The organism is Allobosea sp. 2KB_26 (genome assembly GCF_052115715.1).
Lineage (GTDB): Bacteria > Pseudomonadota > Alphaproteobacteria > Rhizobiales > Beijerinckiaceae > Allobosea.
In genome coordinates this window covers 55937-81379 of sequence record NZ_JBFRHE010000015.1, presented here as the reverse complement: position 1 = coordinate 81379, position 25443 = coordinate 55937, and the positions used below count along the sequence as shown (strand labels likewise).

Sequence of the window (25443 nt, the reverse complement as noted above, 5' to 3'; positions counted from 1 at the left end):
CTTCTCGCGCCTGGAAAGCTGAGAGCCATGGAGGCTCTCGTATCCGAGGTAGGTCAGGCGGCAATGCCGATTGCCTTCGCGCTTCCGGTGGCCCTTTTCGATCGCAGCACTGATCGTGCCAAATCGGCCTTGTCCCAATTTCGGTTTGGAAATTACAGGAGCAGCCGGAATTCTTTTTAATCCCGATTTTTCCGCCCGCGGAAATGAAAATATCAATCGGAGCGGTCATTTCGCCCAAAAAAATACCAGGACGTTTAGAACGCCTATTTTAACGGGTGCGCCCCACATCCGATAGAGGCAACAACTCCGCAAAATTACTCGCAAATTCAAACTATTGGCCGCCATCGTTATCCACGATTATCTGGGAATCTTGTTGCTAGACATGTTTAAGGCCGATATACCCCAATCGAATACCGGGGGCTGTGAGGCGGCGCCCTGTCCCAAAAATACGGCGGTGCAACACATGTATATTGTCGTTGATGAGCGCCATTCGGTGCGCGTGAATTATATCGCGAATTTCGAGAAGGAGGGCGTGTCGTCCCTCGGCCTATTTTCCCAGGATTTTCATGAATGGCTGCGTTCGGCGTCGGGGGATGACATCGAGGCCATTCAAGGCTTCGTTCTCGGCGAATTCCAGGATCGCAACTTCATTGCTCGAGCCATTCGCCGATACTCGGTCGCCCCGATCTTTGCCGTTACGGAGGGGCAATCTCTCGAGGAGAAGTTGGAGCTATTGACGTCAAATTTCGACGACGTCCTCGGCAAAACCGCTCACGTGAAGGAGATCTTGGCGCGATCGCAGGCGGTTTGGCGTCGCGTGAATTCACCTCGCGATCAGACGGACGTTACCAGCGACGAACGGTTGAAAGTTTTCTTCGACGGTCGGGATATCGAAGTGGATGGGGAGGCTGTCACGCTGCCGCGTCGGGAACGTCAGATTCTCGAGCATCTCATTAGGAATAGGGGGCGGCGCCTTACGAAACAGCAGATTTTCAATGCTGTTTATGGCGTTTTCGCCCAGAGTGTCGACGATAGCGTAATCGAGGGGCACGTCAGCAAATTGCGCAAGAAGCTTCGCGGTCTCCTGGGCACCGACCCAATCGAGGCCAAGCGCTTCATGGGTTACCAATATGTCGGACTGGCCTGACATCTTCCTCGAATATCCCGCTATTTAAGCAATTTCATTTTTTGGAGGACGGGCCTCAGCAGCACAGCCCCACGCAAGGTTGAGCGACTAGTAAAGGGGCGAGACACCCTTGGAGGCCATTTTGACGTCCCCCGTCCATTTATTTGATCTCGCATCGCGACAGAGCCAATGGCTCTCTACGCGGCAGGCTACGGTTGCTGCCAACATTGCGAATGCAAATACCCCGGGCTTCAAGGCTCGGGATGTCGAACCCTTCTCTGCTTCATTGGACAAGACCAAGCTGCAGATGACAGCGACGAGCGCCCAGCACATCGGCTTTGATGGGCGAACCGTCAGCGCTTCGAAGGTCAAGAAATCCGACTCGTGGGAGACGTACGTTTCGGGCAATTCGGTGACCATCGAGCAAGAGCTCATGAAGTCAGGAGAGGTGTCGAGGCAGCACCAGCTCAACACCAGCATCGTGAGATCATTCCACCGAATGATCATGTCAGCGGTAGGAGGCGGCTCGTGATTGATCCCCTGATCGCTTCCTCGAAGCTTTCGGCCTCGGGGTTGCAGGCTCAGTCAGTGCGCATGCGCGTGGTGTCTGAGAACATTGCCAACGCCAATTCCACCGGCCGCACTGAGGGTTCCGACCCCTATACCCGAAAGACAGTGACTTTCCGGGCTGAGTTGGACCGCGCCTTGGGCGCCGCCCCGGTCGCTGTGAAATCGATTGGCGCCGACCAGTCGGAATTCCCTGTGCAACATGATCCGGGAAACCCGGCGGCTGACGCGAACGGCATGGTCAAAATGCCGAACGTAAATGTCCTCACTGAAATGACGGACATGCGCGAGGCCAACCGGTCGTACGAAGCGAACCTGCAGATGATCAAGCAGGTTCGGTCGATGATCACTTCGACACTCGATCTTCTGAGGACTTGATCATGGTATCGGCACTATCGTCCATCTCCTCCATGATCGATCGCGCGGGTGGGATTTCGTCCTCGCAGGCGGTTTCAAACACTGTCGCCGCGACCGCCGGCGGCGTCGCTGGCGCCGGGCAGACGAGCTTCAGCGATCTCATGGCGCAGGTTGCGACCACCAGCATCGATACGCTGAAGGCCGGCGAAGCCGCATCGATTTCCGGCATTCAGGGCAAGGCCTCGGTTCAGCAGGTCGTTGAGGCCGTGATGTCGGCGGAACAGACGCTGAAAACGGCGATTGCCATCCGCGACAAGGTCGTGGGCGCGTACCAAGAAATCACACGCATGACCATTTGATCGGGCTTGAACGAACATGAAAGCACTAGCCATTGCCGCCACCGGCATGAATGCGCAGCAGATCAACCTCGAGGTGATCGCGAACAATATCGCCAATGTGAACACGACGGGCTTCAAGGGCTCCCGCGCGGAATTCACAGACCTCATTTATCAGGCGGAGCGCGCACAAGGCGTACCCGCACAGGCTGGGCAGGGGCCAGTTCCTGAGGGAGCGATGATCGGACTTGGCGTGCGCACAGCCGCTATCCGCAACTTGCACCGCCAGGGGCCGCTGATGAACACCTCGAACCAGTTCGATGTCGCTTTGAACGGGCGCGGCTGGTTCCAGGTGAACGCGCCGAACGGCGATACGATCTACACTCGGGCTGGCTCGTTCAATAAGAACGGCGACGGCCAGCTGGTGACGATGGATGGCTATCAGGTTCAGCCCGCGATCCTTGTGCCGGCCAATACCGTCAGCGTCACGATCAACGAAAGCGGCCAGGTCTTCGCCAAGATTGATGGCCAGCAGGCGCCTCAGGAGATTGGCCAGCTGTCACTCGCGAACTTCGCCAACGATGCTGGCCTCGAGCCGATCGGGAACAATTTCTATCGAGAGACGGTCGCATCTGGCGCCCCTGTTGTCGGTGTGGCCGGCGATGTCGGGTTCGGGAAGATTCAGCAGGGATATCTGGAGTCCTCCAACGTCGATGCGATCAAGGAGATCACCACCCTCATTTCAGCTCAGCGCGCCTTCGAGATGAACTCGAAGGTGATCCAGGCTGCTGACGAGATGGCGGGCACCGTGTCCAAGGGCATCCGGTAGGCACCGCCCGGGGAGATCGTCATGAGAGCTCTTACCCGCCTCGGATTCATCGCCGCAGCGCTGCTCGCCGGGGCTTATCAAGCCACGGCCCAGGATCAAATGCTGCCCGTTCCGACAGCGACCATCTACCCCGGCGACGTAATCGATGCGTCGATGCTGAAGGATCGGGCTTATCCCCCAAACTTCCGCTTTCGTGTCTCGATGATCGAAAATCCCCGGTCGCTCATTGGCAAGACCGTGCGTCGGACCCTCGTGCCGGGAGAAGCCATTCCTGTCAACGCCGTCGAAGATCACCGCTTGGTCTCTCGGGGAGTGCCGACCACAATCATTTTCGAGGAGGGCGGCCTGTCGATCATTGGCGTCGGAACACCTCTCCAGAATGGCGTCGCTGGACAGATCGTTCAGGTAAAAAACATGGATAGCGGCCGCACGATAATCGGCCGCGTCGACGCCGAGGGGCGGATCCGGATCGGTGTCAATTAAATGCGTAAATCAATTTCTTTTATTATTGCTGTTGCGCTCGCATTTTCCGGACAAGCATTTGCGTCCACCCGAATTAAGGACGTCGCTTCGGTCCAGGGTGTTCGAGACAACCAACTGATCGGATACGGCCTGGTTACGGGCCTTCAGGGCACTGGCGATACGCTCCGAAACTCGCAGTTCACCGAGCAATCGATCCAGTCGATGCTCGACCGGATGGGTGTGAACGTCCGCGAGATGAACCTTCGGACACGAAACGTTGCAGCGGTAATCGTGACCGCAGACCTTCCGCCCTTCGTTGGCACCGGCTCGCGGATCGACGTCTCCGTGACGTCCATGGGCGATGCGACTTCGCTGAAAGGCGGCACGCTCATGCTCACCGCACTGCGCGGTGGTGATGGCCAGGTCTATGCTGTTGCACAAGGCGGCATCGCCGTGTCGGGCTTTTCTGCACAAGGACAGGCTGAAACCCTTACTTCGGGTGTGGCAACCGCAGGGCGGATCCCAAACGGCGCCCTGATCGAGAAAGAGGTTCAGTCTGGAAGCCGAGAAGCGACGGCAATGTCGTTCGAACTCAAGAACCCAGACTACAAAACCGCGACGCTGATTGCCGATGCGATCAATGCGTATTCGCAGCGGCGTTTCGGGGTGCGTGTGGCCTCCCCGCGTGATTATAGGACCGTCGCTCTGAGGAAGCCCCGAAATGTTGGCTCCACGCGCTTTATCGCAGAGCTCGGCGATCTGCTCGTTAAGCCCGACAACCCAGCGAAGATCGTCGTCGATCAGCGTACGGGAACGGTAGTGATCGGCAAGAATGTGCAGATCTCCACGGTGGCCGTAACCCACGGCAACTTCACGATCCGGGTCACTGAAACACCGCAGGTATCGCAGCCGGATCCATTCTCCGACGGCAGAACCGTGGTGGTTCCCAGAACCGAAATCAATGCGGTCGAGGAGCGTGTGCCCCTCGCGATCGTTGGTGGCTCGGACCTCCAGACATTGGTCAAGGGTTTGAACCAGATGGGACTCAAGCCATCTGACGTGATCTCCATCCTGCAGGCCGTCAAAACCTCCGGCTCGCTCCAGGCAGAATTGGTGATTCAATGAACGCTCGTGGTTCATTCTTGGGTCGGGTGATCTGTGCGGTCGGACTAGTCGGAATGCTCTCCTTTCCGGCGGCGGCCCAACCCAAGACACAAACTCCAAGCTCTGGAAAACCCGCTCCACAGCCGGTTTCCGAGAACGCGCGCTACTGCGGAAACATCGCAGATGCTGCTGCTGACGCTCGCTTCGTCCTGCAGAAGGAGGCACTCGCCAAAATGGAGGGTGAGATCGAGGGCCGCATCAAGGTTCTCGAGGCTAAGCGGGCCGAGTACGAAGTCTGGCTCAAGCGCCGCCAGGATGTGCTTGAAAAGGCGGACGATACCGTCGTGAAGATCTATTCTGGAATGCGTCCCGACGCAGCCGCAGTTCAGATTGCCGCGATGGAGAACGAAGTTGCCGCCGGCATCTTGGCGAAGCTGAAGGCTCGTACGTCAAGCGCGATCCTGAATGAGATGGAGCCAGCACGCGCCGCTCAGCTCGCAAATGCAATTACGGATGCGCCTAACCGTCGGGCCAAGCCGCAGGAGAAACTCTGATGAAGCCCGCAGTCGTTCTCGCAGCGTGTTTGACACTCGGAGCATGCTCAACCCGGCCAGCTGACATTGGCCGCGAACCTGGGATGACGCCGGTCGGTACCGGCCTCTCAGTCCAGCGAACCTCAGTTCCGCACGTCTTCAAGGAGAACGGGCAAAGCTCTGCAGGCTCGACCTGGAGCAACGTAAGCGCCGATCTCTTTACGAGCGCTCGCGCGAAGCGTGTCGGTGACATCGTGACAGTGAATATTCAGATCGATGACAAGGCCCAGTTTGAGAACGCCACGGATCGGTCCCGCAAGTCGAAAATGAATGCTGGCATGGATTATGCCTTCGCCTTCAAGGGGTGGGATGCCGATGGTCAGGCCGACGCGAACATTCGATCATCGTCGTCGTCGGATGGACGCGGGACGATCGATCGATCGGAAAAGCTGAGGCTGTCGGTCGCAGCCGTTGTGACCGAGGTCCTGCCGAACGGAAATGCAGTGATCAGCGGCTCCCAGGAAGTGAGGGTCAATTTCGAAGTCCGCGTCCTGAACATTGCAGGCATTGTCCGGCCGGGCGAGATCTCGAAGAAGAACACGATCAGCTATGATCGCATCGCTGAAGCCCGTGTCTCTTACGGCGGCCGTGGCCGGCTCTCGGAAATGCAGCAGCCCGGCTGGGGGCAACAGATCTACGACGCCGTAGCTCCGTTCTGAACCGATAGGAGCGGCACATGGCCCGAGATACGACCCTGAACGAAAGTGAGCCGGGGCTACTGGATCAGCTGCGTCTGGCAGCAACCATCCTGGCCCTGAGCCTCCTTGCCATTGGACTGGGCGGCGGCGCTGGGCTCGTCATGATGAAGAGCCTCGAAGACACGATCATCGAGCGCTACAAGGCCCAGAGAGAAGAGGCAAAGCCAATCCCCAGCAAATACGTGGGAGACATCGAACTTAGGAAGATACCAGCCGTCATTGCAAATCTGGCAAATTCCACGACCGACTGGGTCAGGATTGAATCGTCGATCGTATTCACGCGAGATCCCTCTAAACCTTCGGAGATCGTGGTTGCCGAAATCCGCCAGGATCTTGTCGCCTATCTCCGATCGGTCTCGCTTGCCCAAATTCAAGGTCCCAGTGGGCTGATGCATTTGCGGGAGGATATGAACGAGCGAGCGAAGCTTCGGTCGAATGGTAAAATTCAAGAGATAATCGTCGAGACGCTCGTGATTCAATGAGTTTAATTCGGAACTATTCAAGTGTATTCTTATGGCGGGTGCCATTTTTGCTCCTGTTTTCCCACCAATTTGACTGATCGATAAATGCTCATCCGTCTCATTCTAGCGGGCGCTTTTGCGTTCGCCACGACCGCTGCCTATGCGCAGGTTCCGAGCCTGGAGAACCTGATCCCGCAAGGCGATGGAACAGCAAGCGGGCGGATGATCCAGATCATCGCCCTGATGACCGTGCTATCGCTCGCGCCGAGCTTGCTGATCATGGTCACGAGCTTCACGAGATTTGTCGTGGCATTCTCGTTCCTGCGTTCAAGTTTGGGGCTTCAAAGCACCCCCGCGAACCTCTTTCTGATCAGCCTCGCGCTGTTCATGACGTTCTTCGTCATGGCGCCAACCTTTGATAAGGCCTGGCAAGACGGGGGGCGGCCGCTCACTGAGAACCGCATCTCAGAGGCTGAAGCCTACGATAAGGTGTCGCAGCCGTTTCGTGAATTTATGATGCAGCACGTTCGCCCGAAGGATCTTCAGACGATGATCGACCTCGCGTCGGCCAGGACGCCCTCTCTGGTCGATGGCCTGAAGTCCGAGGACGGAGCATCTGCGAGCAATCAGAGGATCGATCTGCGTGTCTTGATCCCGGCCTTCATGATTTCGGAATTGCGGCGCGGTTTCGAAATTGGATTTCTCATCGCCCTACCCTTCCTGGTGATCGACATGATCGTCGCTGCACTCGTGATGAGTATGGGCATGATGATGATGCCGCCCACAGTCATTGCGCTGCCCTTCAAGATCCTATTTTTCGTGCTCATCGACGGCTGGAGTATTCTCGTGAGCAGCCTGATTAAATCGTATTTTTAGCGACCGATTTTTATCGCAATACCCATGCCCTGACGGCTGAAGAAAGCCTGGGGCAAGATTGGTAGGGCAATAGTGATTGTCCGGACCCATTTTGATTTTCAACATTGAGATTGCGCATGCTAGGCCGTCAGCAAGTTGAGCGAATTTGGTTGAGTCTTATGCAGCTAGGCGCTCGCCGGCTCGCTGCACTCGGCATTATCGGGCTCGTTGTTTTCCTGACCGTCGGCGGAGGAACCTACTACCTCAGCCGCCCCTCATTGGAGACGCTCTATACGGGCCTCAACCGCGAAGACATTGGGCGGATGGGCTCCGTTCTGAAGGATGCCAATATCCCGTTCGACGTGAGCTCCGACGGAACGTCTCTACTCGTGAGCTACGGGAACACGTCTCATGCTCGCATGCTTCTGGCTGAAAAGGGTCTGCCTCAGAGCTCGAAATCGGGCTACGAGCTATTCAACGATCTGGGTTCGCTTGGCCTGACCTCCTTCATGCAGGAAGTCACCAAAGTCCGCGCTCTTGAAGGAGAGCTTGCGCGGACAATCCAATCGATGAAGGGCATCAAGGCGGCGCGCGTTCACATCGTGCTGCCCGACCGTGGTTCATTTCGTCGAGATCAGCAGTCGCCATCGGCCTCAGTGGTCATACGGTCTGAGCCAGCTGATGACGTGTCGTCCGCGCAAGCCATCCGCCATTTGGTGTCCGCAGCGATCCCGGGGCTGAAGGTCGACCGCGTAACGGTGATGAACACGGAAGGCACTCTGCTGGCATCCGGAGAGGACGGGGCCCTCGCCTCAACCGGGAATCTCGCGAAGCTGGAAAAGACCGTCGGAGCTGACATCCAGGCGTCCGTTCGCCGGACGCTCGCGCCGTATCTCGGAATTGGGAATTTCGAGATCAGTGTTGCGACTCGATTGAACACAGACAAGGTCAGCACCAGCCAAACCATCTTCGATCCGGAATCCAAGGTCGAACGTTCCGTCCGGTCTGTGAAGGAGACCGAGGTATCTCAGAACCGTCAGGGGCAGAAGCCGGCGACGGTGCAGCAGAATTTGCCGGAACAGAATGTCCGCTCTGAAGGCGGGGATAACTCGAGCACCGACAATCAACGCAGGGAAGACCTGACGAATTTCGAGATCTCGTCAAAAACGGTCCAAACGGTAAGCGACGGATATTCGATCAAGAACCTGTCGGTGGCCGTTCTGGTCAATAAAGCGCGTTTGATGACGTTGTTGGGCGAGAAGGCCACCCAGGCTGACGTCGACACGCGTATTGTCGAGATCGAGCAGTTGGTTTCGTCCGCTGCAGGGTTCGACAAGGCTCGCGGGGATCAAATTAAAGTGGCGGCGGTGTCGTTCACCGACGCGGCGGAAAACCTGCCTGCCGTCCCGGGCCCGGGGGTTGCAGAGCTGATCGGCCGGCAGTCCGGAACCATCATCAACGCGATCGCGATCCTCCTGGTCGGTGCACTCGTGATCTGGTTTGGACTGCGCCCGGCCGTGAGGATGCTCGTCGCTCGGGGGCAGGCCGAAATCGAGTTCTCACGCGCGACGGCAGCTGTTGACGCAGAGGATGCGCAGGCCCGCGAGATCCAAAGGCAGGAGGCTTCCCGGATTACAGCGCAGCCGACGGCACCGGCTTTGCCGAACATCGTTGAGGGGCAAACCGCTCAACGGAAGCTCGAGCACATCGTCAATCACAACGAGGAACAGGCGGCGTCAATTCTGCGCAAATGGCTTGTTCAGGAGATCGCCTGATGTCGGCGTTGTTGAAAGTCCTCGAAACCTATCCGCGAACGGAGGCCTCTACACCCAATCTGGCTTCACCCTTCGGCAGCTTGCGCCGGGTGCGACTGTCAAGCGAAGGAGAGGCCGTATCAATCGAGACCGGCTCGGTCGTCGAGCTTCCTGTCCAGGCGAGAACGGTCGAGGAACCGCAGATTGATATCGAGTCGCTAATCAAGGCGGCACGAGAGGACGAGGCTGCAGCTGCAGCAGCAAGGCTTCAGGAGGCGCTTGACGCTCAACGCCGTGAGTTTGCTGAGATCGCTCAGGCCCTGCGCGCCCAATGGGTTTCTGAGCACGCTGAAGCGATTGCGAAGAAGATAGAGCAAGGCTTGGAGATCGTTGAGCTCGAGCTCGGAGAGCGGATCGGGAATGTGCTCCATCAGTTCTTGGCAGAAGCGTTCCGCGGGCAAGCGATCGCGGAAACGGCCGATCTCCTGAATTCAATCGTCACGGATTCGGAAGTCTCAATCATCCGGGTTTCTGGGCCGGAGGATCTTTTGGACGCCCTGAAAGAGCGGCTTCATGTGGGTGTGACGGCTGTCGAATTCGTGCCTGAGCCGAGCATTGACGTTTCAATCACGGTCAATGACGCACTGATCGAAACCCAATTGCATGCGTGGAGTCAGCGGCTCTCCACATTGCAGAAGGCGGGCTGAGCCATGTCGTCAGCAACTCCTGAAATCATCATCATTCGCCGGGTCGATCCCGAGGACGAGATGCCCAAAGGTGGCGTTTGGAAAATCGCTCACGCCGATTTCATGACGGCGTTGATGGCGTTCTTCCTTGTGATGTGGCTCATCAGCCAGGCTGACGAAGCGACGAAACTGAGCGTCGCCAATTATTTCAACCCAGTGAACCTGGCCGAGGCTGTTGCCGAGCGCAAAGGTCTGGAAGACGCTCGCTCGCAGCCAGCTGAAGGAAAGAAGGATCAAGCCGCCGGCGCCACCACTGGCGGCCAATCCTACCAGATGCGGAAGCCGCGGTTTAAGGAAGGCGTCCTCTTTCAGGATCCCTATGCCATCCTGGCAAGGATCGCGGCTGAGGCAGAGCCATTGGCTCACCATGCGCTAGGTGCTGACCTCACGACGGGCGAGAATGATAAGCCAGGGTTGCCGGGTGGCGAGGCGTATCGCGATCCGTTTGATCCGCTCTACTGGCAGATATCGCCAGTGAAGCCGGCAACGAGTGATGGGAAGATCCAACCGGGGACCGTGCCAACGCCAGTTCAAGGAAAACTCGATGCGCTAGCGTCCGTGTCGCCGCGCAATGCTGCTGACATCCGCAAGCCGGAACAACCTGCCAAGCCTGTAGCCAAGGACGTTGCTGCCGAGGCTAAGGCAGAACCAATTCAGGCTGCACGGCCTCCCGCCGGAACAAGCGACGAGGACTTGGCGAAGCTGAAGAGCGAGATTTCGCAGGCAGTGAACCAGTCACGCACGCCCTCTGCATCTCCCAAGGTTGAGGTGCGGAGAACGGGCACCGGCACTCTGATCAGCCTGACGGACGATCACCGCTACAGCATGTTCGCGATCGGATCGGCCGAGCCCGACGGCAAGGCCGTGAAAGCGATGGCGGCGATTGGGACAATCCTGAAAGCCCGGCCCGGCAAGGTCGTGATTAGGGGGCACACTGATGGTCGTCCCTTCAAGTCGGAGAGCTACGACAATTGGCGATTGTCCCAGGCCCGGGCGCAGATGGCCCTGTACATGTTGGTGCGAGGTGGGCTGCCAGAGCAGCGCGTGGCCCGCGTTGAAGGACATGCTGACCGCGATCCGCTCAACGCCAAGGACCTCAATGCGAATGAGAACCGGCGCATTGAGATTTTGATCCAGGAGTAGCGGCGTGTCGTCACCTCGGATCTCACTCCTCGCGGGGGCGGTGCTGGGCCTTTTCGGGACTGCATCCGCCCAGGAGCTCGACGCAAATTTCAAGCCGCTGCCCATAACGGCGCGGCCCGCTGTCGAGATCGTGAGGACGCTTCAGCTCCTTCAGGACCAGGTGGCCACGGGCTCAGTCGAAGCCCATGCGAGCCAGCGGGGGCTCCTCGGAATTCTTGAAAGCCGCCTTGTCGATCTCGATGCATCTGCGTGGAACGACGAACGCAACACCGACGCGGCGGTGATCTTCGCGCTGAGCGGCGGCTCGCCAAAAATCCTCCGACACCTCCTATCAAATCAGCTGGTAACAGGCGTCGCGGCCGATCTCGTGCAAGGCGCCCTTGCCTACGTCGAAGGCCGCGGTGAGGAGGCCAAGCGCCTCCTGATGCCGATCGAAGCTCGCCTCCTGCGACCGGGCTTAGGAGCGCAGTTGGCGCTCGTTCAATCTGCCCTGATCGTTGGGCAGGAACCCGCGCGGGCAATGAGCTTGCTCGACTTTGTTCGCCTGCAGGCCACCGGTACGTTGCTGGAGGAAGCTGCGCTTCGACGTCAGGTTTTTGTCGCCCGGCAGATCGATGATTTCCCCCGCTTTGAGACGCTCTCGTCCGACTATCTGCGCCGATACCGTCATTCCATCTATGCCGGGAATTTCCGCCAACGGCTGGCGGCGGCATTGGCAGAGATGGACTATGCGAAAGACCCTGCGCGGTTTTCGCGAATGGTTGGATTGCTGACCAATCTTGAGCCGAAGGCGCAGCGCGATCTCTATCTCATGGCCGCGCGAAATGCGGTTGAGAATGGCAGGATCCAATCCGCGCTGTTGTCGGCGGAGATGGCTATGCGCCTGGCCGAGAATTCAGCACCGGATATTGCGCGGGCAAAGCTCTACCAGGCGTCAGCGATGGTGGTTTCTCCGCGCTCCCTGGACATGGGTCTCAGGGATCTTCGCTCGATAGACCGGTCGCTTCTCGGCGCCAACGACCTGCGCCTGCTCGACACGGCCCTAGGCGTTGGAAAGTCGATTAAGCGCCTGCCTGGCGAGCCTGAGAAGCCGCCAGAGGCCTCAGTGAATGAGCGCAAACAAGTCGATGAGGCGCAAGCCTCGGCACAGCTACCAGCCTTAAGGAAAGCCCAGGAGGCTCTGTCTGGAGTCGACCGACTATTTCTTAATTAGGTCCTGTGCATGCGCATGTTCGATTTCATGACCCCAGTGGTAGCGCGGTCGTCGGAACCGAGCGCGACGAGTTCGGAAGAAGGCCAAGCCAAGAAATCCGACCTCGGAGCGTTCGATGCGCTGTTTGGCAAGCTGGCTGATAGGCCAGTTCCGGCGGATGAGGGCTCCAGCGGAGCTACATTGAACCTGCCTATCGCGGCCGAGACCAAACCGCCACTGAGTGAGCTCGAGGCTCTCATTGCGAGTCTTGGACCGAACCCGGAAGGCGATGAGGCTGCTGAAGGGTCAGCGAAGGCCCCGGTCGATGCCGAGCTGCCGAAGGACGATCCGACCGGAGCCGGCGAGGTCGGCCAACAGGTGGGATCGGCGGTGGCGATCGCTGTCAGCGCCAATTTCATCAGGGCTGCGCCTGGTGATCCCAAATCCGAAAACGACCAACTGGTTTCAGCTGGTCCGCAAGCCCCGACTGGTGACGAGCAAGCCTCGCTCCTCGACCAGCCAAAGGCTCCGCTGGCAGTGCATGTCCGCTCACAGGAAACCCACTTTAAGCCTGTGGTGGAAGGCTTTGTCTCGAAACCTGTGTTTGGGCCCCAAGCGGCGGCAACCGACACTTTCGGAGGCACCGAGACCGAGCCAGGGTCTTCTGCAATTCAATTCTCCGCTCCCAGCCAGAAGCAAATGCCAAAACCGGCAGATCGCGGGGTGCCCGAAGCCCAGATCAGCTCCCCGGTAGCGGCTGAAGGGCAAGTTGGAATTCCGCCCGATTCAGGAGCGGGTTTGTCGGCTGGCATGCTGCAGAAAATCACTGGTGCGGTGCTGGATGAAGCGAAGCAGCTCAGCCAGCAGGTGCGCCACCCGCTCCAGGAGTCTCTGCCGGCCTCATTCATCGCAACGGCACGAGCTTCGGAGAGTGCTGTTCGCAAACTGACCATTCAACTTCATCCCGCCGATCTTGGCCTGATGACGATCAATATGAAGCTGTCAGGCGACAACCTGGAAATGGACGTGAGCGTCGCCAGTGAAGAAGTCGCTCAGATGCTTCGCCGCGATAGCGACGGCCTCAATGCCGTTCTCCGCACCTCCGGCTATCGCCCCGACATCATCTCCATCCACGTCGCGCCATCTTCGCAAACTCAGGATGGTTCATTCCAAAATTCCCGCCAACAGCCACAGCAGCAGACCTTCGATCAAAGCGAAAATCAGGGTGGTGGCTCTCAGAACCGTGGCAAATTCCATGAACCGACCGACGATACCCGCGAGGCTGGCGAGCAGCACGAAGGCAATCTTCATCGCCGCAGCATTGGCGGGACTTATCTCTAGCACCTCCCCCTCTCGCGCTGATCTTGGTGGAGCGGCACGGGTTTGCGAGATCGAGATGAAGAGGGCGGCAGCAAAGTATGGCGTCCCGCTTGGGGTGCTCTATTCGGTCGGCCTGACCGAGACAGGTCGGAAAGGCAGCCTGCATCCCTGGTCGCTCAACATTGAAGGCAAGGGCGTTTTTGCCGGATCCGCCGGCGACGCGAAGCGCCGATTTGAGGAAGCCAGGCGAGGCGGGGCCAAGCTCATTGACCTCGGTTGCATGCAGATCAATCACCACTTTCACCGCGAGCATTTCACGTCGATCGAGCAAATGCTGAACCCGCGGGATAATGTGGACTACGCGGCTCGGTTCTTGAAGGAATTGAAGGACCGCCATCGGACCTGGACTATGGCTGTCGCGCGTTATCACGCAGGACCGAACAATGATCCTGCCCAAAAGCGATATGTCTGCAAGGTCATTGCAAACATGGTCGCGACTGGGTTCGGTCAATGGACCCCGACCGCCAAGACATTTTGCTTAGCTTGAGGGAATGGTGCCAGCCTGCCAGCACGTAAAATGCGGGATGTTGGTGTAAGGGCTGGCAAATGGCAGATGGAGCTTGGGGCCCCTACCTGCGCCGCCCTGATATCAGGAAGCCGATCGCGAGGGCGCCGAGCACGGCCGGACGCATGACGGCATTGATGGCAGCGGTGATCGCCAAGACAAACATGCCGACAATCGACCAGAACGTCAGAAATGGCCGCGACGCCGCCCGGCATGCCCGTGAACTTGATCGTCTCAGCCGCGTTCTGGGCGGCGATAGGCTCGGGTTCCGCGACCGGCTTCACGCACCAGGCGTCGAGCTGGGCGGCGCATGCCTCTCTCACTTTTGGGTCACGCGATCTCGATCCCTTTATGAGAAGCGTGCGGGAAAGTTCGTAGCCAGGGCCTGCGTAGTCTTCGCCGGTTTGTCCACGAGCGAAGAACAACGCGAGGTGCAGGTGATCCATTCCCCCCACTTGGCTTGAAGCCGATCAGCAACCAGGCGCGTCGACCCGTCGTTTTCCGTGTTCGTAGATCACCTCGCCAGGCGAAGGGTTCCACCTGCTTCAATTGGACCCGACAGGCTGGCTTCTTGCCCTGAAAGGCGGGCAACGACCTTCTCCCGGGAGTAGAGCGTGACGTTGCCCCCTGAGAAGCTCCAGAGGTTCACGGACTGTAGTGGCGATCCAGCGCAACCACTCACCGTCGCCTTGTAAAGGTCGATCGAGGACGTCGTGGAGAGCTGCACCCTGCACGTCTTTCCGCCGGCATCTACGGCTCGCCAAGAGCCGGCGTAGGCCGATGGGCTCGTCGGAGGCGGGATCACTTGCGAGGCGGAGGGCTGGCTGGTCGCAAGTCTTCGAACGGGCTGCGGCCGCTCCGCGCGCACCTCCCCCTGCTGCGGCAGATCGGTGTCCTCGTATTGCTCCGGCGCTGACCTCGGGCCAGTCGGAATAGGATCAGGCGGCAAACCGACGATGACACGGCCTGCGGGAGGCGTGACATCTCTTACTACGGGATCGAACCCGCCGGCATCGATATAGGGCTCTGTCTCGACAAGATCGTATGGCGGATCGGCCCACGGCGCAGCGTAGCCAGGGGGTGTCCGATAGACGTTCCGCGGCCCCCATGGGCCGGTGGAGTGATAATAGTAGCCAGCCGAGTTACAGGCGCCCAGGAGGACTGATGACGCGGCAATCGTGATGTGTCGCAGCTTCATGGTGCCCTGCTAGTGCCAAATGTGGGAAGCAGAGGCGACGTCAGGCTTAAGCCGCGCGGCTTCGAGGAACTGCGCGAAGGTAGCTTCATCAAGCTCTGCGGATTTGAGCTTGTGGTCCAGCAAGACTGAATTGATGGATATCGATGCCCGGTCCGCTTCCAAGGTGAGCCAAAATCGAACCAGGACAGGCCCGTGGGTGAATTTCATCTTGAGGACGATCGATCGATCGACAGACGAGTTCCCCTGAATATCGGCGCCATAGTCGTAGGTGAGCGTTTGGTCCTTGTAGAAGAGCTCGGTTGATGACAGCACGAAATCGTTCATGTTGCCGTGAGCGTTATTCGCGGCATAGCGATGGAGAATTTCAACATCCGCGAGCCGGATCTCGTCGACAACATCCTTGATGCTGTGAGCCAAAATCGCCTCGAATTTTGGGAGGTCCGGCACGAAGAAGTTGATCGGTTCAATTTGCGTATGCGAACTCATGCGCGCGATCTCGTCATGACATAGAAGAGGATTTGGGCGACGGCTTTGTAGAACTCGGTGGGGATCATTCGATCCACCTGAACATTGGCGTACATGGACCTTGCCAGAGGCTTGTCTTCAATCACGGGAATCCCGTGTTTCTCGGCAATTTCACGAATTTTTAGAGCGATCAGATCCTGCCCCTTCGCAACAACAACGGGGGCGCTGGCCTCATTCTGGTTGTAGCGGAGGGCAATTGCGAAATGTGTCGGGTTGGCGATGACGATCGTCGCCTTGGGGACTGACGCCAGCATGCGCTTGCGCGAACGATCCTGGGCAATCGAGCGCAGGCGCGCTTTGACCATAGGGTCGCCCTCGGCCTGCTTGAACTCGTCTTTGACCTCTTGTCGCGTCATCATGAGGTCGCGATTCCATTTAAAGCGCGACCAAATCAAGTCAGCTGCCACGACGACGATTGTGGCGATGCAGACGGCCGAGACCAGTCGCACGGAAATGCTCAGGATTAATTCCGGGATCAGGCTCGGATCGCTGAACATGGAATTCACAACCTTGTGCTGCTCGGACTTGAGAAGGAGGACTACGACGATGCTGACAGCTGTGAATTTGAAGAGCGATTTTAGAAATTCGACCTGTCCCTGCCTTCCGAAAATCCGGAAAAAACCAGCGACGGGTGATATTTTTTGCCACTTGGGGCGAATTCTCTCGCCCACAATACTCGGCACATTTTGAGAGAGCGATCCAACCAGGCTGCATCCCGCAAGGAGCGCGACAATGGGGAGCATGAACAGCCCGACCTCTGCCGCGACAGCATAAATCAGCGCACTGGCGTCCACGCCGGAGTCCAAGCGAAAATCATGCGCGCGATCGATGAAGAGCGACAGCTTGCTGGTGAGGGCTTTGACGTTCTCTCGCGCATTGAATGTGAGGACGAGGAGGAAGCCGATAAAGGATGCAAACATCGGGGCTTCGCGGGAGAATGGGACGTTGCCCTTCTCGATCGCATCTCGGACTTTTTTGTCCGATGCCTGTTCGGTTTTGCTTTCCTTGTCAGCCTCCTCCGACATTCGATGCGTTCGCTATTCAGTACCGCGAGACTTCGAGATCGCTCTCGGACTGGACCACGATCTCGCCGCGGTTAGCCATCTCGAGTGCGAGGTCGGTAATCACGCGACGAGCGTCGGTGACGTCGCGTGCCGATACCGCGTCCTGCGTCGTGATGTCGTGCTCGACCATCCGGCGAACACGAGAGGCGAGAGAGCCCAGAATGACCTGGCGCAGCTCGTCAGGGGCACCCTTGAGCGCTACGGAGACACGATCTGGCTGGATCTGGTCAAAGAGCGTGGTCCGATCCTTCGGCGACAGCTTGATGACGTCGTCGAACGTGAAGAGCATACCCTTGAGGATCTCGGCAGAGCGCGGGCGGACGCTTGCAAGGTCAGCAAGAACGTCCTCCATGTGGCCACGTTCCATCTTGTTGATGATGGTGGCCATTTTGGCATGCGTGTCAGAGCCGGCATCCTTCGAGAAGCTCGTCACGAAGTTTTCCTGAAGGGCCGCTTCGATGTTCTTCATCGTCTCTTCGATGATGGGCTTCAGCGTAAGCATGCGTCGCGTCACGCTGCTGCGCACATCGGCCGGAAGCTGAGAGATGACCTTGGCAGCACAGGTCGGCTTCACCTTCGAGAGGATCAACGCCGCGGTCTGAGGATGCTCTTTGACGAGGTAAGTCGCGATCGCGGTCTCAGAGACACTCGAGATGCGCTCCCAGATCGAGCGGTTCGCGTTCCCCCGGAGCTCTTCCATCAGATCGGTGACCTGCTCATCGGGCAGGATCCCGGTCAGCAGCTTTTGGATCTCGGACGAGTTTCCGACAAGATCGGTCCCGTGGGCAAGGCCGTCAGCAAATTCCTCTACGAGGTCCTCGATCTGCATAGTCGTGATCTGGCCGAGGCTGGCGGCCGCCTTGGTGACCGCCTTGACCTCTTCGGGGTCGAAGTACTGAAGGACTTTCTTCGCCGCCCCCTGCCCCATTGTGAGCAGGAGCGCGGCCACCCGTTGCTGGCCGCTCAAGACACGATGGTTGGGAGCCGGAGTGGTCACCGCCAGTGACATTGCGCGTCTCTCGCTTAACCGACGATCTCGTTCGAAGGCGGCCCGACGATCTCGGTCAGGGCCACCCCAAAGCGATTGTCCTCCTCGACATGAACGACTTCGCCGCGCGCGATGACGCGGTTGTTGACGACAATGTCGACGGGCTCACCAACTCGCTTATCCAGGGCGACAATTGCGCCGCGACCGAGGTTCATGAGGCTCGCGACCGGCATCTGGGCACCGCCCAAAACCACCTGGATGTTGACCGGGATGCGCATAATGGCCTCGAGGTTGCGACCGCTTCCAAGCGTGTCCAGCATCCCCTTTTCCTGAATGTTCTCGAATGCTTCGGCGGCAACTGGCTGGGTCATGGAAATAATCCTGAAAAGAATGATTGAAGGGAAATTTCGGCGGTGGGCTTTACGACGCTTTCCGTCGGTCGAGCTCGGCGATCAGTTCCTTGGCCTCCTCAATTCGATCGCCAAGGCTTGCGAGCGTGCCATTGGCTTCCGCATTCAGACCTGTGAGCGCTGCATGGGCCTGCGACAGAGCTGCTGAGGATGCTTCGAGGGCAGTACCATAGCTCTTGTACATGGCCTCAAACCCTTTGAGCTTGCGGTACATGCCGGTGACGAGGACGCTCGTAAGGACGAGAGCCGCGAACAACACGAAGTTAGCTAGGGAGGATAGCATCGAGGAATTCATCTTTCTGGTCGACGACGTCGTCGATCCTGAGGACATATTTTCCGTCCGACTGGCCCATCGAGCACCAAAACAAGTTCTGGTTGCTGCTCTGAAGGCGAACTCTCGATTTTGGAGTCGCCTGGAGCTGAATGACCTGGCCAACCCTTAGGGAGGCGATCTCTCCGAGTGTTAGGGGCTTTTCTTCGAGGATTGCGCTCACTGAAATATTGGTTCGCTTTACCTCCTTCTGAATCTGATTTGACCAGCGCGGATCACGGCCGCCCGCTTCACCCGTAATCGAACTCGCCAGCGCGTTGCGCATCGGAGTGAGAACGGATTGCGGGATCACGACGAACATCTCGCCGTTGCGATTCAAGGCTTGCAGGTCAAATTTGGCCGAAACTGCCTGATTGGTCCGACGCCCGATGGTCGCAAAATCCATGCGGGTTTCGATCCGATCGAGATTGAAGCGGACCTGGGAGACAGCGGAGAAGGCGACTTCAAGGGCACGTGCGATCTGCCCGAAAATGCCCTGAGCCATCTTCATCTCAATGGTCGAGAAGGGGCGCTGCGTGTCTACTGGCGGTTCCGAGCCATCGCCACCATAGAGGACCTCCACCATGGTGTAGACGAAGGCTCGATCCAAGCCGATGACAATGTGGTTGTCCCACTCGGGCGCGTGAAAGACGGCGGCGATGGCATTCGCCTCATATCCATCGAGAACGTCCGTGATACGCCGGCTCTCGATGCCCTTCACAGTGAAGTACATCGGCGAGGCAGCCTGGTGCCTGAGATGATCGGCGCATGATGTCGACAACCGCTCGAAAATGACGTGCAGCATGGGCAGTCGTTCGAGCGAGAGGCCGCTAGCGTCGAGCAGCTTGTCGCGGATCCAGTTGGTTTCGGTTTTCGCCTTGGCGGTCATCAGGCGGCCTCGAGCTTGCTGTCGCCGCTTATCGCAGCATCCTCGACCTGATTGATGGTCGGGCGCGTCTCAGCGGAGATGCCCTTTCGGCCGTGCTCAATGGCAATCATCGGGGCAGCGCCGTTCAGGTAGGCAATCAGGGACTGCTTCACCATTCCGTAAACCCGGACCTGTTTCTCCCGGGTGTTCTTGATCTTGTTGGCCAGGGGGCTGACGATCACATAGGAAATGAAGATGCCGGCGAAGGTGCCCACGAGCGCAGCCCCAATGAGGCTCCCGAGAATTTCCGGGGACTGACTAATCGCCCCCATCGCCTTCACGATGCCCAGCACCGCCGCGACGATACCCAGAGCAGGCAGCGCTTCGGCGACGCTATTGAGGGCGAGATAGGGCTTCAGCGCATCTTTGCGACGGGTGCTGATGTCATTTTCCATGAGTGACTCGATCTCATGGGGCTTTGCATTGCCGATGACGATCAGGCGCGCGTAATCGCAGATGAAATGCGTAAGCTCCTGATCTTTCAGGATCGTTGGGTACTGTTTGAAGATCTCCGATTCTTCAGGCTTGTCGACATGAGGCTCGACCACATTGCGTGGCTTGCTCCTCATCTCCGAGAGAAGGGTGTAAATCAGCCTGAGGGTGGTGATGTTGTCTTCCCGGTTGGGGACCCGGCCCAGGATTGCCTCCACGCAGGCCCGGCCGGTGTCTTTGACGACGTACATCGGATTGGCGACGATGAAGATGCCGGCCGAAATCCCCAGGATGATGACGTACTCCCAAGGCTGCCAGATGACGGCAAGCTTGCCGCCCATGGCCATAAAGCCGCCGATCATCGAAGCGAATGCAATAATTAATCCGATAATAGCGCCCAAAGGAGCACCCTTTTTGTTAAAGCAATAAACTCAGATCCCCCGATACAAGGCGTGGCTTGCGCGTAGCTGGAGCGGATGGATTTTTTTGCCGACAGTTGGGATCGGGAACGCAAGCCCCACGCAAGATAGCGCGATTAGTAGGTGGAATGGCGTCGCCGATTTCATTCCGCGGCGGAATCAATTGGGCCATTCCGGGCCTCTTGCGGAGAATATGGATGCAGTCGGCGCTGTATGTTTCTCTATCAGCACAGCTGGCCACAGAGAAAAGGCTGGTTAGTATCGCGAATAATATCGCCAATATGAATACGGGCGGATTTCGCGCCGACGAAATCAAATTTGAGGAGGTTTTGTCGCGGGCAGGAGCATCGCCGGTTGCATTTTCCTCGACCGGCGCGAACTTCATTTCCCGTCGCGCCGGCGCGATCACGAAAACCGATAATCCCCTCGATGTCGCGATCCAGGGGGAGGCCTTCATTGCCTACTCGACGCCTAATGGCACCGCGTACACGCGCGATGGCCGATTGAAGATGGCCGAGAACGGCAACCTTCAGACCATCGATGGCTTCCAGGTTCTGGATGCGGGTGGGGCGCCGATTGCTCTTACCCCGGACGGTGGTGATGCGACCATCGGTCGAGACGGGTCAATTACCCAGAACAATGTGGCCGTCGGTGCTTTGGGGCTTTTCACCATTCCCCATGACGCGAAGCTTTCACGCGCTGGGAATTCGGGTGTGATGCCCAGCAAGCCGACCGAAGTTGTGCAGGATTTTACCTCGACGGCTGTTCTGCAGGGACACAGCGAAGGATCGAACGTTAATCCAATGATGGAGCTGACAAAGCTGATCACCCTTCAGCGGACGTTTGAAAGCGCCAATTCGACCATCAAAGAGACCGAGGATTCCGTGATGAGCGCCATTCGTACGCTGGGCCCGTCAACCTGATGTCGTCGCTGAAGGCACTGGAGCACTTCGTTCGTTCCGAGGGCACGGCATTTCAGCGGGTGCGCGTTAGCGGGGTCATTCGCGAGGTGACACCGAGCTTCTATCGGGTGAAGGGGCTGGCGAACTTTGTGAAACTCGGAGACAGCATAGGCTTCAAAGCCAATGGCAGAACCCGGGTTGGAGAGGCGGTCCGCGTCGACGACGGTGGCGTGACGGTAAAGCCCTATGACGGGGCGATTGAAGCCAAGGTCGGCACGCGAGCCTACATCCTTGGCGACCTGAAGCTGTGTCCCGATCCTTCATGGCGAGGCCGAGTGATCAATGCCTTGGCCGAACCGCTTGATGAAGGTCCAGCACTGATCCAGGGGGCGAAGCCTTACTCGACAGATGCGCAGCCACCGTCGGCTATGACGCGAGCCCGGGTTTCGGAGCCCATCAAGACGGGCATTCGGGCGATCGATCTCTTCACGCCAATCTGCATCGGGCAGCGTATCGGGATCTTTGCTGGATCCGGCGTCGGGAAATCGACGCTGCTGACTATGCTCGCCAAATGCGAGGGCTTCGACACGATCGTGGTTGCCCTGGTTGGAGAGCGCGGTCGCGAGGTGCGAGAATTCCTCGAAGGCCCGATCAGTGAAACTATCGGCAAATGCGTGATGGTCGTTTCGACCGGCGATGAAAGCGCGATGATGCGCCGCCAGGCGCCGAAGACCGCAATGGCGATAGCGGAGTTTTTTCGTGATCAGGGTGATTCCGTTCTTCTGATCGCAGATTCGGTGACACGTTACGCACACGCCGCGCGCGACGTCGCTCTTGCCGCCGGTGAGCCCGCTGTTGCCCGTGGCTATACGCCTAGCGTCTTTAGCGAGCTTCCCCGCCTGCTGGAGCGAGCCGGTCCAGGTCGAATGTGCTCTGGCTCGATCACCGGACTATTCTCAGTCCTGATTGATGGCGACGATCACAATGACCCGGTCGCGGACAACATCCGCGGGACATTGGATGGCCATATCGTTCTGGACAGGGCGATCGCGGATCAAGGTCGGTTTCCGGCGATCAACGTGCTGGGATCGATCTCTCGTCTGGCTGATCTCGGATGGACATCGAAGCAGAAAGACCTCATCCGCAGGATCAAGGGCCTGATCGCCCGCTACGAGGACAGTCGCGACCTACGCATGATGGGCGGGTATCAGGCCGGAACTGATCCGGAACTCGACCAGGCGATTGTGATCGTTCCGAAGGTCTATGAGGCGCTTCGTCAATCGCCGTCGATGCCCTCCAGTCGGGACTCATTTGCGGATCTGGCGGAATTTCTGCAGCAACCGTCGGGGTCAAACGCGCTGCCCGCGTCCCCGTAAAATCATTTCCAAAAACCAGCTTCGCGCAAGCGTGAGCATTTATTGCGAATAATCAGAATTAGGAGAAGCGGATAATGAGCCTATTTAGCGTCCTGCGAACCGGCGTTTCGGGCATGAACGCCCAATCCACGAAGCTCGGTACCGTGGCCGAGAATATCGCCAACTCGAACACCACCGGTTTCAAGCGCTCGGGTATCGAGTTTTCGTCACTGATCCTGTCGCAGGACGACAGCTCCTACACCTCCGGGTCGGTTGAGACGAGGGTTCGCCGTGCGATCTCCGATCCTGGCTCCATCGCCTATACGACGTCGGGATCGGATCTTGCGGTATCGGGAAATGGGTTCTTCGTCGTGAGCGACGCGAAGGGAACTCCATTGCTCACGCGCGCCGGGAATTTTGTGGTCGACGGACCATCCGGCAATCTCGTGAATGCGGCTGGTTTCAAGCTGATGGGCTACAGCCTGGAGAATGGCGCGGCGGACATTCTGCTGAACAGCTCGAGCAACCTGGTCCCAGTCAGTATCAAGTCGCTGAGCATGAAGGCGACGCCGTCGACAGAGGGCACGTTCAAGGGCAACTTGCCGGTTGACGCGCCGGTGATTGCCGCCCCTCCCCCCGCTTCGGCGAATTTCAGCAAGAAGTCGTCCATCGAGGTCTACGACAACGTCGGCAATCCGATGAAGCTCGACATCTACATGACGAAGTCGAGCGCCGGTTGGGAGGTGGCTGTCTATAACGGAGACAACCCAGCCAGCTTCCCGGCGACACCGATCGCGACAGAAACGCTGACGTTCAACGGAACGGGCCAGATGTCGGGCCCGACCAGCATGTCATTCGGCATCCCGAATGGCGCGCCATTCACGCTCGATATGACGGGGATGAGCGAGTTGGGCGGCGACTACGCGGTCACCGGAGGTGCGAATGGCAACAAGCCGTCCGCGGTGAAGGGAGCCGAGTTCGGAGAGGACGGCACCGTCTATGCCGTCTACGAGAACGGCTCGCGAGTGGCGGCCTTCAAGGTCCCGTTGGCGACCGTCAGGAGCCCGGACAACCTGACGCCGCTTGCGGGCAACGTGTACGAAGCCAGCATCGCCTCTGGCGGTTACGAGCTCGGGACACCGGGCCAGTCCGGCTTCGGTTCGATCAGGTCGGGCGCCCTGGAGCAGTCCAACGTCGACATTGGCGCCGAGCTCACGAGCATGATTGAGGCGCAGACGGCGTTCTCCGCAAATTCGAAGTCGTTTCAGACCGGCAACGAGATGCTCGACGTTCTGATCAATCTCAAGCGCTAGCCGCTAGGACTTCGAGGTTCTAACTCATGACACTAAGCGCAGCGCTCAACACTGCTCGATCGTCACTGCAGGCTACGCAGACGCAAATTTCCGTTGTCTCGCGGAACACGGCAGGATCTTCCGACCCCTATTATTCCAGGAAGATCGCGTCGGTTATCTCGCAGGGCGGAGCCGTGCAGGTCACGATCTCCCGGGCGAGCAATCTGGCGCTTTATTCCAAGATGCTGGTTGCCACGTCCGGAATGGCGGGCAATCAAGCCATCACAGCTGGCCTGGATCAGCTGAACGCGACCATCGGTGACACGGCCCTCAACGCGTCACCGGCCGCTAAGATCGGGATGCTAAAGTCGGCACTGTCCCAACTTGCGAAGGCACCGGATAGCTCGACCTTCGCGAAGGCTTTTCTGAACTCGGCCAGTGACTTGGTGAAGTCGCTGAATGATGCGACTGCCGAGGTTCAGAAAGCGCGCCATGACGCCGACACTGCGATCGCAAACTCCGTTGGTCGGATCAATGGTCTGCTGACGAAGTTTGAGGCGGCGAACCAGGAGGTCATGCGGGGCTATGCTCTGGGCAGCGACATCTCTGACAGCCTCGATGCCCGGGATGCATTGATCAGCCAGTTGTCGGAGGAAATGGGCGTCCAGATCGTTGAGCGCGAGGGCGGTGACCTCGCGCTTTACACTGATAGCGGCGTTCCCCTTTTCGATCGGTCGCCTAGGAAAGTGAGCTTCCAACCGACATCGGCATTTGGGCCATCTACCGTGGGCAACGCGGTGTTCATTGATGGCATTCAGGTGACCGGCGCCGGCGCTCCGATGCCTCTGAATACTGGCAATCTGGTAGGCCAAGCGAAGATCCGCGATGACATTTCGGTTGGGTACCAGTCGCAATTGGACGAGCTCGCCAGGAACGTGATCGAGGCCTTTAAGGAGACCGATCAGTCTGGCTCTGGGCTCCCTGATTTGGCGGGCATCTTCAGCTTCGCGGGCAGCACAGGCGTGCCGCCCAATCCTGCATCGTCGGGATTGGCTGGGCTCCTGAAGCTGAATCCAGCGCTCGCTGGTCAGCCGGACGGTGGCTTGGCGGCTCTCCGTGACGGTGGGATCAACGGCGCGGCCTACCGTCATAATCCGGCAGCCCCAGGCTCCGACGTCGCCTTTTCTGGCCGTCTGAATGGCCTCGTGTCTGAGATGGAGAAGAGCCGACCGGTTGATCCGGCTTTCGGCTTTGGCACCACTCAGTCGCTGCAGGATTTTGCGTCGTCCTCTGCAGGTTGGCTGCAGGGCCTTAGGGCATCGGCCAAATCTGAGGCCACCTACTCCGAGATGCTGCTCTCGCAGGCTTCCGAAGCGATGTCGAACGCAACGGATGTGAACGGTGACGATGAAACGGCTCGGATGCTCCAGCTCGAACATGCTTACTCCGCATCCGCAAAACTCATCTCGACGATCAACGAGATGATGAAAACCCTCTTGGCGATGGTCTGAAA

The 25443-nt window shown here is 58.5% G+C and carries 30 protein-coding genes; 22 read left to right on the top strand and 8 right to left on the bottom strand.

What is annotated here, in order from left to right:
• Window positions 1–463 precede the first annotated feature (463 nt).
• The 18 genes from AB4099_RS28300 to AB4099_RS28215 all read left to right on the top strand — a co-directional run bounded on the left by AB4099_RS28300 (window position 464) and on the right by AB4099_RS28215 (window position 14571).
• On the top strand, window positions 464–1147 hold the full coding sequence (locus tag AB4099_RS28300; protein WP_441480543.1) for a response regulator transcription factor: 684 nt from the start codon (window positions 464–466) through the stop codon (window positions 1145–1147).
• 121 nt (window positions 1148–1268) lie between these two features.
• Window positions 1269–1658: a flagellar basal body rod protein FlgB gene (flgB, locus tag AB4099_RS28295; RefSeq protein WP_441480542.1), complete on the top strand. Its 390-nt coding sequence runs from the start codon at window positions 1269–1271 to the stop codon at window positions 1656–1658.
• A complete protein-coding gene (gene flgC, locus AB4099_RS28290) occupies window positions 1658–2071 on the top strand; it encodes a flagellar basal body rod protein FlgC (protein WP_441480583.1) in 414 nt (137 codons plus the stop codon). The genes flgB and flgC overlap by 1 nt, the downstream gene beginning before the upstream one ends.
• A 2-nt stretch (window positions 2072–2073) precedes the next feature.
• Window positions 2074–2409, top strand: a complete 336-nt coding sequence (locus AB4099_RS28285) for a flagellar hook-basal body complex protein FliE (protein WP_441480541.1) — start codon at window positions 2074–2076, stop codon at window positions 2407–2409.
• 16 nt (window positions 2410–2425) lie between these two features.
• Entirely contained in the window at window positions 2426–3214 is a 789-nt protein-coding gene (gene flgG, locus AB4099_RS28280) for a flagellar basal-body rod protein FlgG (RefSeq protein WP_441480540.1), read from the top strand.
• Between the two features lie 21 nt (window positions 3215–3235).
• Window positions 3236–3697 (top strand): flagellar basal body P-ring formation chaperone FlgA, encoded by a 462-nt coding sequence (gene flgA / locus AB4099_RS28275; RefSeq protein WP_113516725.1) that lies wholly within the window; start codon window positions 3236–3238, stop codon window positions 3695–3697.
• On the top strand, window positions 3698–4801 hold the full coding sequence (flgI, locus tag AB4099_RS28270; protein WP_441480539.1) for a flagellar basal body P-ring protein FlgI: 1104 nt from the start codon (window positions 3698–3700) through the stop codon (window positions 4799–4801).
• A gap of 53 nt (window positions 4802–4854) precedes the next feature.
• Window positions 4855–5334: a MotE family protein gene (locus tag AB4099_RS28265; protein ID WP_441480538.1), complete on the top strand. Its 480-nt coding sequence runs from the start codon at window positions 4855–4857 to the stop codon at window positions 5332–5334.
• On the top strand, window positions 5334–6032 hold the full coding sequence (gene flgH, locus AB4099_RS28260) for a flagellar basal body L-ring protein FlgH (RefSeq protein WP_441480537.1): 699 nt from the start codon (window positions 5334–5336) through the stop codon (window positions 6030–6032). Before AB4099_RS28265 ends, flgH begins: the two co-directional genes overlap by 1 nt.
• Before the next feature lie 17 nt (window positions 6033–6049).
• Complete coding sequence (locus tag AB4099_RS28255) at window positions 6050–6553, top strand: flagellar basal body-associated FliL family protein (RefSeq protein WP_441480536.1); 504 nt, start codon at window positions 6050–6052, stop codon at window positions 6551–6553.
• A gap of 84 nt (window positions 6554–6637) precedes the next feature.
• Window positions 6638–7408: a flagellar type III secretion system pore protein FliP gene (fliP, locus tag AB4099_RS28250; RefSeq protein ID WP_441480535.1), complete on the top strand. Its 771-nt coding sequence runs from the start codon at window positions 6638–6640 to the stop codon at window positions 7406–7408.
• A gap of 116 nt (window positions 7409–7524) precedes the next feature.
• A complete protein-coding gene (gene fliF / locus AB4099_RS28245; RefSeq protein ID WP_441480534.1) occupies window positions 7525–9162 on the top strand; it encodes a flagellar basal-body MS-ring/collar protein FliF in 1638 nt (545 codons plus the stop codon).
• A complete protein-coding gene (locus AB4099_RS28240) occupies window positions 9162–9848 on the top strand; it encodes a hypothetical protein (protein WP_441480533.1) in 687 nt (228 codons plus the stop codon). Before fliF ends, AB4099_RS28240 begins: the two co-directional genes overlap by 1 nt.
• A gap of 3 nt (window positions 9849–9851) precedes the next feature.
• Entirely contained in the window at window positions 9852–11030 is a 1179-nt protein-coding gene (locus AB4099_RS28235) for a MotB family protein (protein WP_441480532.1), read from the top strand.
• Between the two features lie 4 nt (window positions 11031–11034).
• Window positions 11035–12243, top strand: a complete 1209-nt coding sequence (locus AB4099_RS28230) for a chemotaxis protein (RefSeq protein WP_441480531.1) — start codon at window positions 11035–11037, stop codon at window positions 12241–12243.
• 9 nt (window positions 12244–12252) lie between these two features.
• Entirely contained in the window at window positions 12253–13563 is a 1311-nt protein-coding gene (gene fliK / locus AB4099_RS28225) for a flagellar hook-length control protein FliK (RefSeq protein WP_441480530.1), read from the top strand.
• Window positions 13478–14089, top strand: coding sequence for a transglycosylase SLT domain-containing protein (locus AB4099_RS28220; protein ID WP_113516736.1), 612 nt, complete (start codon window positions 13478–13480; stop codon window positions 14087–14089). The genes fliK and AB4099_RS28220 overlap by 86 nt, the downstream gene beginning before the upstream one ends.
• A gap of 155 nt (window positions 14090–14244) precedes the next feature.
• Window positions 14245–14571 (top strand): hypothetical protein, encoded by a 327-nt coding sequence (locus AB4099_RS28215; protein ID WP_441480529.1) that lies wholly within the window; start codon window positions 14245–14247, stop codon window positions 14569–14571.
• 50 nt (window positions 14572–14621) lie between these two features.
• Here AB4099_RS28215 and AB4099_RS28210 read toward each other — a convergent pair whose 3' ends face one another.
• From AB4099_RS28210 to motA, 8 genes are all read right to left on the bottom strand, one after another.
• Entirely contained in the window at window positions 14622–15305 is a 684-nt protein-coding gene (locus AB4099_RS28210; RefSeq protein WP_113516738.1) for an AprI/Inh family metalloprotease inhibitor, read from the bottom strand.
• A gap of 9 nt (window positions 15306–15314) precedes the next feature.
• Complete coding sequence (locus AB4099_RS28205; RefSeq protein ID WP_113516739.1) at window positions 15315–15791, bottom strand: hypothetical protein; 477 nt, start codon at window positions 15789–15791, stop codon at window positions 15315–15317.
• Window positions 15788–16855 (bottom strand): flagellar biosynthesis protein FlhB, encoded by a 1068-nt coding sequence (gene flhB / locus AB4099_RS28200; RefSeq protein ID WP_441480528.1) that lies wholly within the window; start codon window positions 16853–16855, stop codon window positions 15788–15790. Before flhB ends, AB4099_RS28205 begins: the two co-directional genes overlap by 4 nt.
• 16 nt (window positions 16856–16871) lie before the next feature.
• On the bottom strand, window positions 16872–17903 hold the full coding sequence (locus tag AB4099_RS28195) for a flagellar motor switch protein FliG (RefSeq protein WP_441480527.1): 1032 nt from the start codon (window positions 17901–17903) through the stop codon (window positions 16872–16874).
• Window positions 17904–17917: 14 nt separating this feature from the next.
• Complete coding sequence (gene fliN / locus AB4099_RS28190; protein ID WP_441480582.1) at window positions 17918–18202, bottom strand: flagellar motor switch protein FliN; 285 nt, start codon at window positions 18200–18202, stop codon at window positions 17918–17920.
• 100 nt (window positions 18203–18302) lie between these two features.
• Complete coding sequence (locus tag AB4099_RS28185; RefSeq protein ID WP_441480526.1) at window positions 18303–18587, bottom strand: hypothetical protein; 285 nt, start codon at window positions 18585–18587, stop codon at window positions 18303–18305.
• Complete coding sequence (locus tag AB4099_RS28180) at window positions 18556–19491, bottom strand: flagellar motor switch protein FliM (RefSeq protein WP_441480525.1); 936 nt, start codon at window positions 19489–19491, stop codon at window positions 18556–18558. The genes AB4099_RS28185 and AB4099_RS28180 overlap by 32 nt, the downstream gene beginning before the upstream one ends.
• Window positions 19491–20363 carry a flagellar motor stator protein MotA gene (motA, locus tag AB4099_RS28175; protein ID WP_113516745.1) on the bottom strand — a complete coding sequence of 291 codons (873 nt, stop codon included), beginning with the start codon at window positions 20361–20363 and terminating at the stop codon, window positions 19491–19493. The genes AB4099_RS28180 and motA overlap by 1 nt, the downstream gene beginning before the upstream one ends.
• Before the next feature lie 215 nt (window positions 20364–20578).
• On the opposite strand from motA, the gene flgF reads away from it, so the two are divergent.
• The 4 genes from flgF to flgK all read left to right on the top strand — a co-directional run bounded on the left by flgF (window position 20579) and on the right by flgK (window position 25441).
• Window positions 20579–21304, top strand: a complete 726-nt coding sequence (gene flgF / locus AB4099_RS28170; protein ID WP_441480524.1) for a flagellar basal-body rod protein FlgF — start codon at window positions 20579–20581, stop codon at window positions 21302–21304.
• A complete protein-coding gene (gene fliI / locus AB4099_RS28165) occupies window positions 21304–22659 on the top strand; it encodes a flagellar protein export ATPase FliI (protein ID WP_441480523.1) in 1356 nt (451 codons plus the stop codon). The genes flgF and fliI overlap by 1 nt, the downstream gene beginning before the upstream one ends.
• A gap of 74 nt (window positions 22660–22733) precedes the next feature.
• Window positions 22734–23951, top strand: a complete 1218-nt coding sequence (locus AB4099_RS28160; RefSeq protein ID WP_441480522.1) for a flagellar hook protein FlgE — start codon at window positions 22734–22736, stop codon at window positions 23949–23951.
• Between the two features lie 26 nt (window positions 23952–23977).
• Window positions 23978–25441 carry a flagellar hook-associated protein FlgK gene (gene flgK / locus AB4099_RS28155; protein ID WP_441480521.1) on the top strand — a complete coding sequence of 488 codons (1464 nt, stop codon included), beginning with the start codon at window positions 23978–23980 and terminating at the stop codon, window positions 25439–25441.
• The last annotated feature ends 2 nt before the right edge of the window (window positions 25442–25443 follow it).

Bases quoted from the DNA above. Each gene is read 5' to 3' on its own strand.
- flgI (WP_441480539.1), top strand. From the start codon at position 3,698: ATGCGTAAATCAATTTCTTTTATTATTGCTGTTGCGCTCGCATTTTCC.
- AB4099_RS28220 (WP_113516736.1), top strand. From the start codon at position 13,478: ATGAACCGACCGACGATACCCGCGAGGCTGGCGAGCAGCACGAAGGCA.
- AB4099_RS28205 (WP_113516739.1), bottom strand. From the start codon at position 15,791: ATGAGTTCGCATACGCAAATTGAACCGATCAACTTCTTCGTGCCGGAC.
- fliF (WP_441480534.1), top strand. From the start codon at position 7,525: ATGCTAGGCCGTCAGCAAGTTGAGCGAATTTGGTTGAGTCTTATGCAG.
- fliK (WP_441480530.1), top strand. From the start codon at position 12,253: ATGCGCATGTTCGATTTCATGACCCCAGTGGTAGCGCGGTCGTCGGAA.
- AB4099_RS28255 (WP_441480536.1), top strand. From the start codon at position 6,050: ATGGCCCGAGATACGACCCTGAACGAAAGTGAGCCGGGGCTACTGGAT.
- fliN (WP_441480582.1), bottom strand. From the start codon at position 18,202: ATGCTGGACACGCTTGGAAGCGGTCGCAACCTCGAGGCCATTATGCGC.
- AB4099_RS28180 (WP_441480525.1), bottom strand. From the start codon at position 19,491: ATGACCGCCAAGGCGAAAACCGAAACCAACTGGATCCGCGACAAGCTG.
- flgH (WP_441480537.1), top strand. From the start codon at position 5,334: ATGAAGCCCGCAGTCGTTCTCGCAGCGTGTTTGACACTCGGAGCATGC.
- AB4099_RS28235 (WP_441480532.1), top strand. From the start codon at position 9,852: ATGTCGTCAGCAACTCCTGAAATCATCATCATTCGCCGGGTCGATCCC.
- flgF (WP_441480524.1), top strand. From the start codon at position 20,579: ATGCAGTCGGCGCTGTATGTTTCTCTATCAGCACAGCTGGCCACAGAG.
- AB4099_RS28195 (WP_441480527.1), bottom strand. From the start codon at position 17,903: ATGTCACTGGCGGTGACCACTCCGGCTCCCAACCATCGTGTCTTGAGC.
- AB4099_RS28285 (WP_441480541.1), top strand. From the start codon at position 2,074: ATGGTATCGGCACTATCGTCCATCTCCTCCATGATCGATCGCGCGGGT.
- flhB (WP_441480528.1), bottom strand. From the start codon at position 16,855: ATGTCGGAGGAGGCTGACAAGGAAAGCAAAACCGAACAGGCATCGGAC.
- fliP (WP_441480535.1), top strand. From the start codon at position 6,638: ATGCTCATCCGTCTCATTCTAGCGGGCGCTTTTGCGTTCGCCACGACC.
- AB4099_RS28240 (WP_441480533.1), top strand. From the start codon at position 9,162: ATGTCGGCGTTGTTGAAAGTCCTCGAAACCTATCCGCGAACGGAGGCC.
- flgK (WP_441480521.1), top strand. From the start codon at position 23,978: ATGACACTAAGCGCAGCGCTCAACACTGCTCGATCGTCACTGCAGGCT.
- AB4099_RS28215 (WP_441480529.1), top strand. From the start codon at position 14,245: ATGGCAGCGGTGATCGCCAAGACAAACATGCCGACAATCGACCAGAAC.
- AB4099_RS28210 (WP_113516738.1), bottom strand. From the start codon at position 15,305: ATGAAGCTGCGACACATCACGATTGCCGCGTCATCAGTCCTCCTGGGC.
- fliI (WP_441480523.1), top strand. From the start codon at position 21,304: ATGTCGTCGCTGAAGGCACTGGAGCACTTCGTTCGTTCCGAGGGCACG.
- flgA (WP_113516725.1), top strand. From the start codon at position 3,236: ATGAGAGCTCTTACCCGCCTCGGATTCATCGCCGCAGCGCTGCTCGCC.
- AB4099_RS28300 (WP_441480543.1), top strand. From the start codon at position 464: ATGTATATTGTCGTTGATGAGCGCCATTCGGTGCGCGTGAATTATATC.
- flgG (WP_441480540.1), top strand. From the start codon at position 2,426: ATGAAAGCACTAGCCATTGCCGCCACCGGCATGAATGCGCAGCAGATC.
- AB4099_RS28160 (WP_441480522.1), top strand. From the start codon at position 22,734: ATGAGCCTATTTAGCGTCCTGCGAACCGGCGTTTCGGGCATGAACGCC.
- AB4099_RS28185 (WP_441480526.1), bottom strand. From the start codon at position 18,587: ATGAATTCCTCGATGCTATCCTCCCTAGCTAACTTCGTGTTGTTCGCG.
- AB4099_RS28265 (WP_441480538.1), top strand. From the start codon at position 4,855: ATGCTCTCCTTTCCGGCGGCGGCCCAACCCAAGACACAAACTCCAAGC.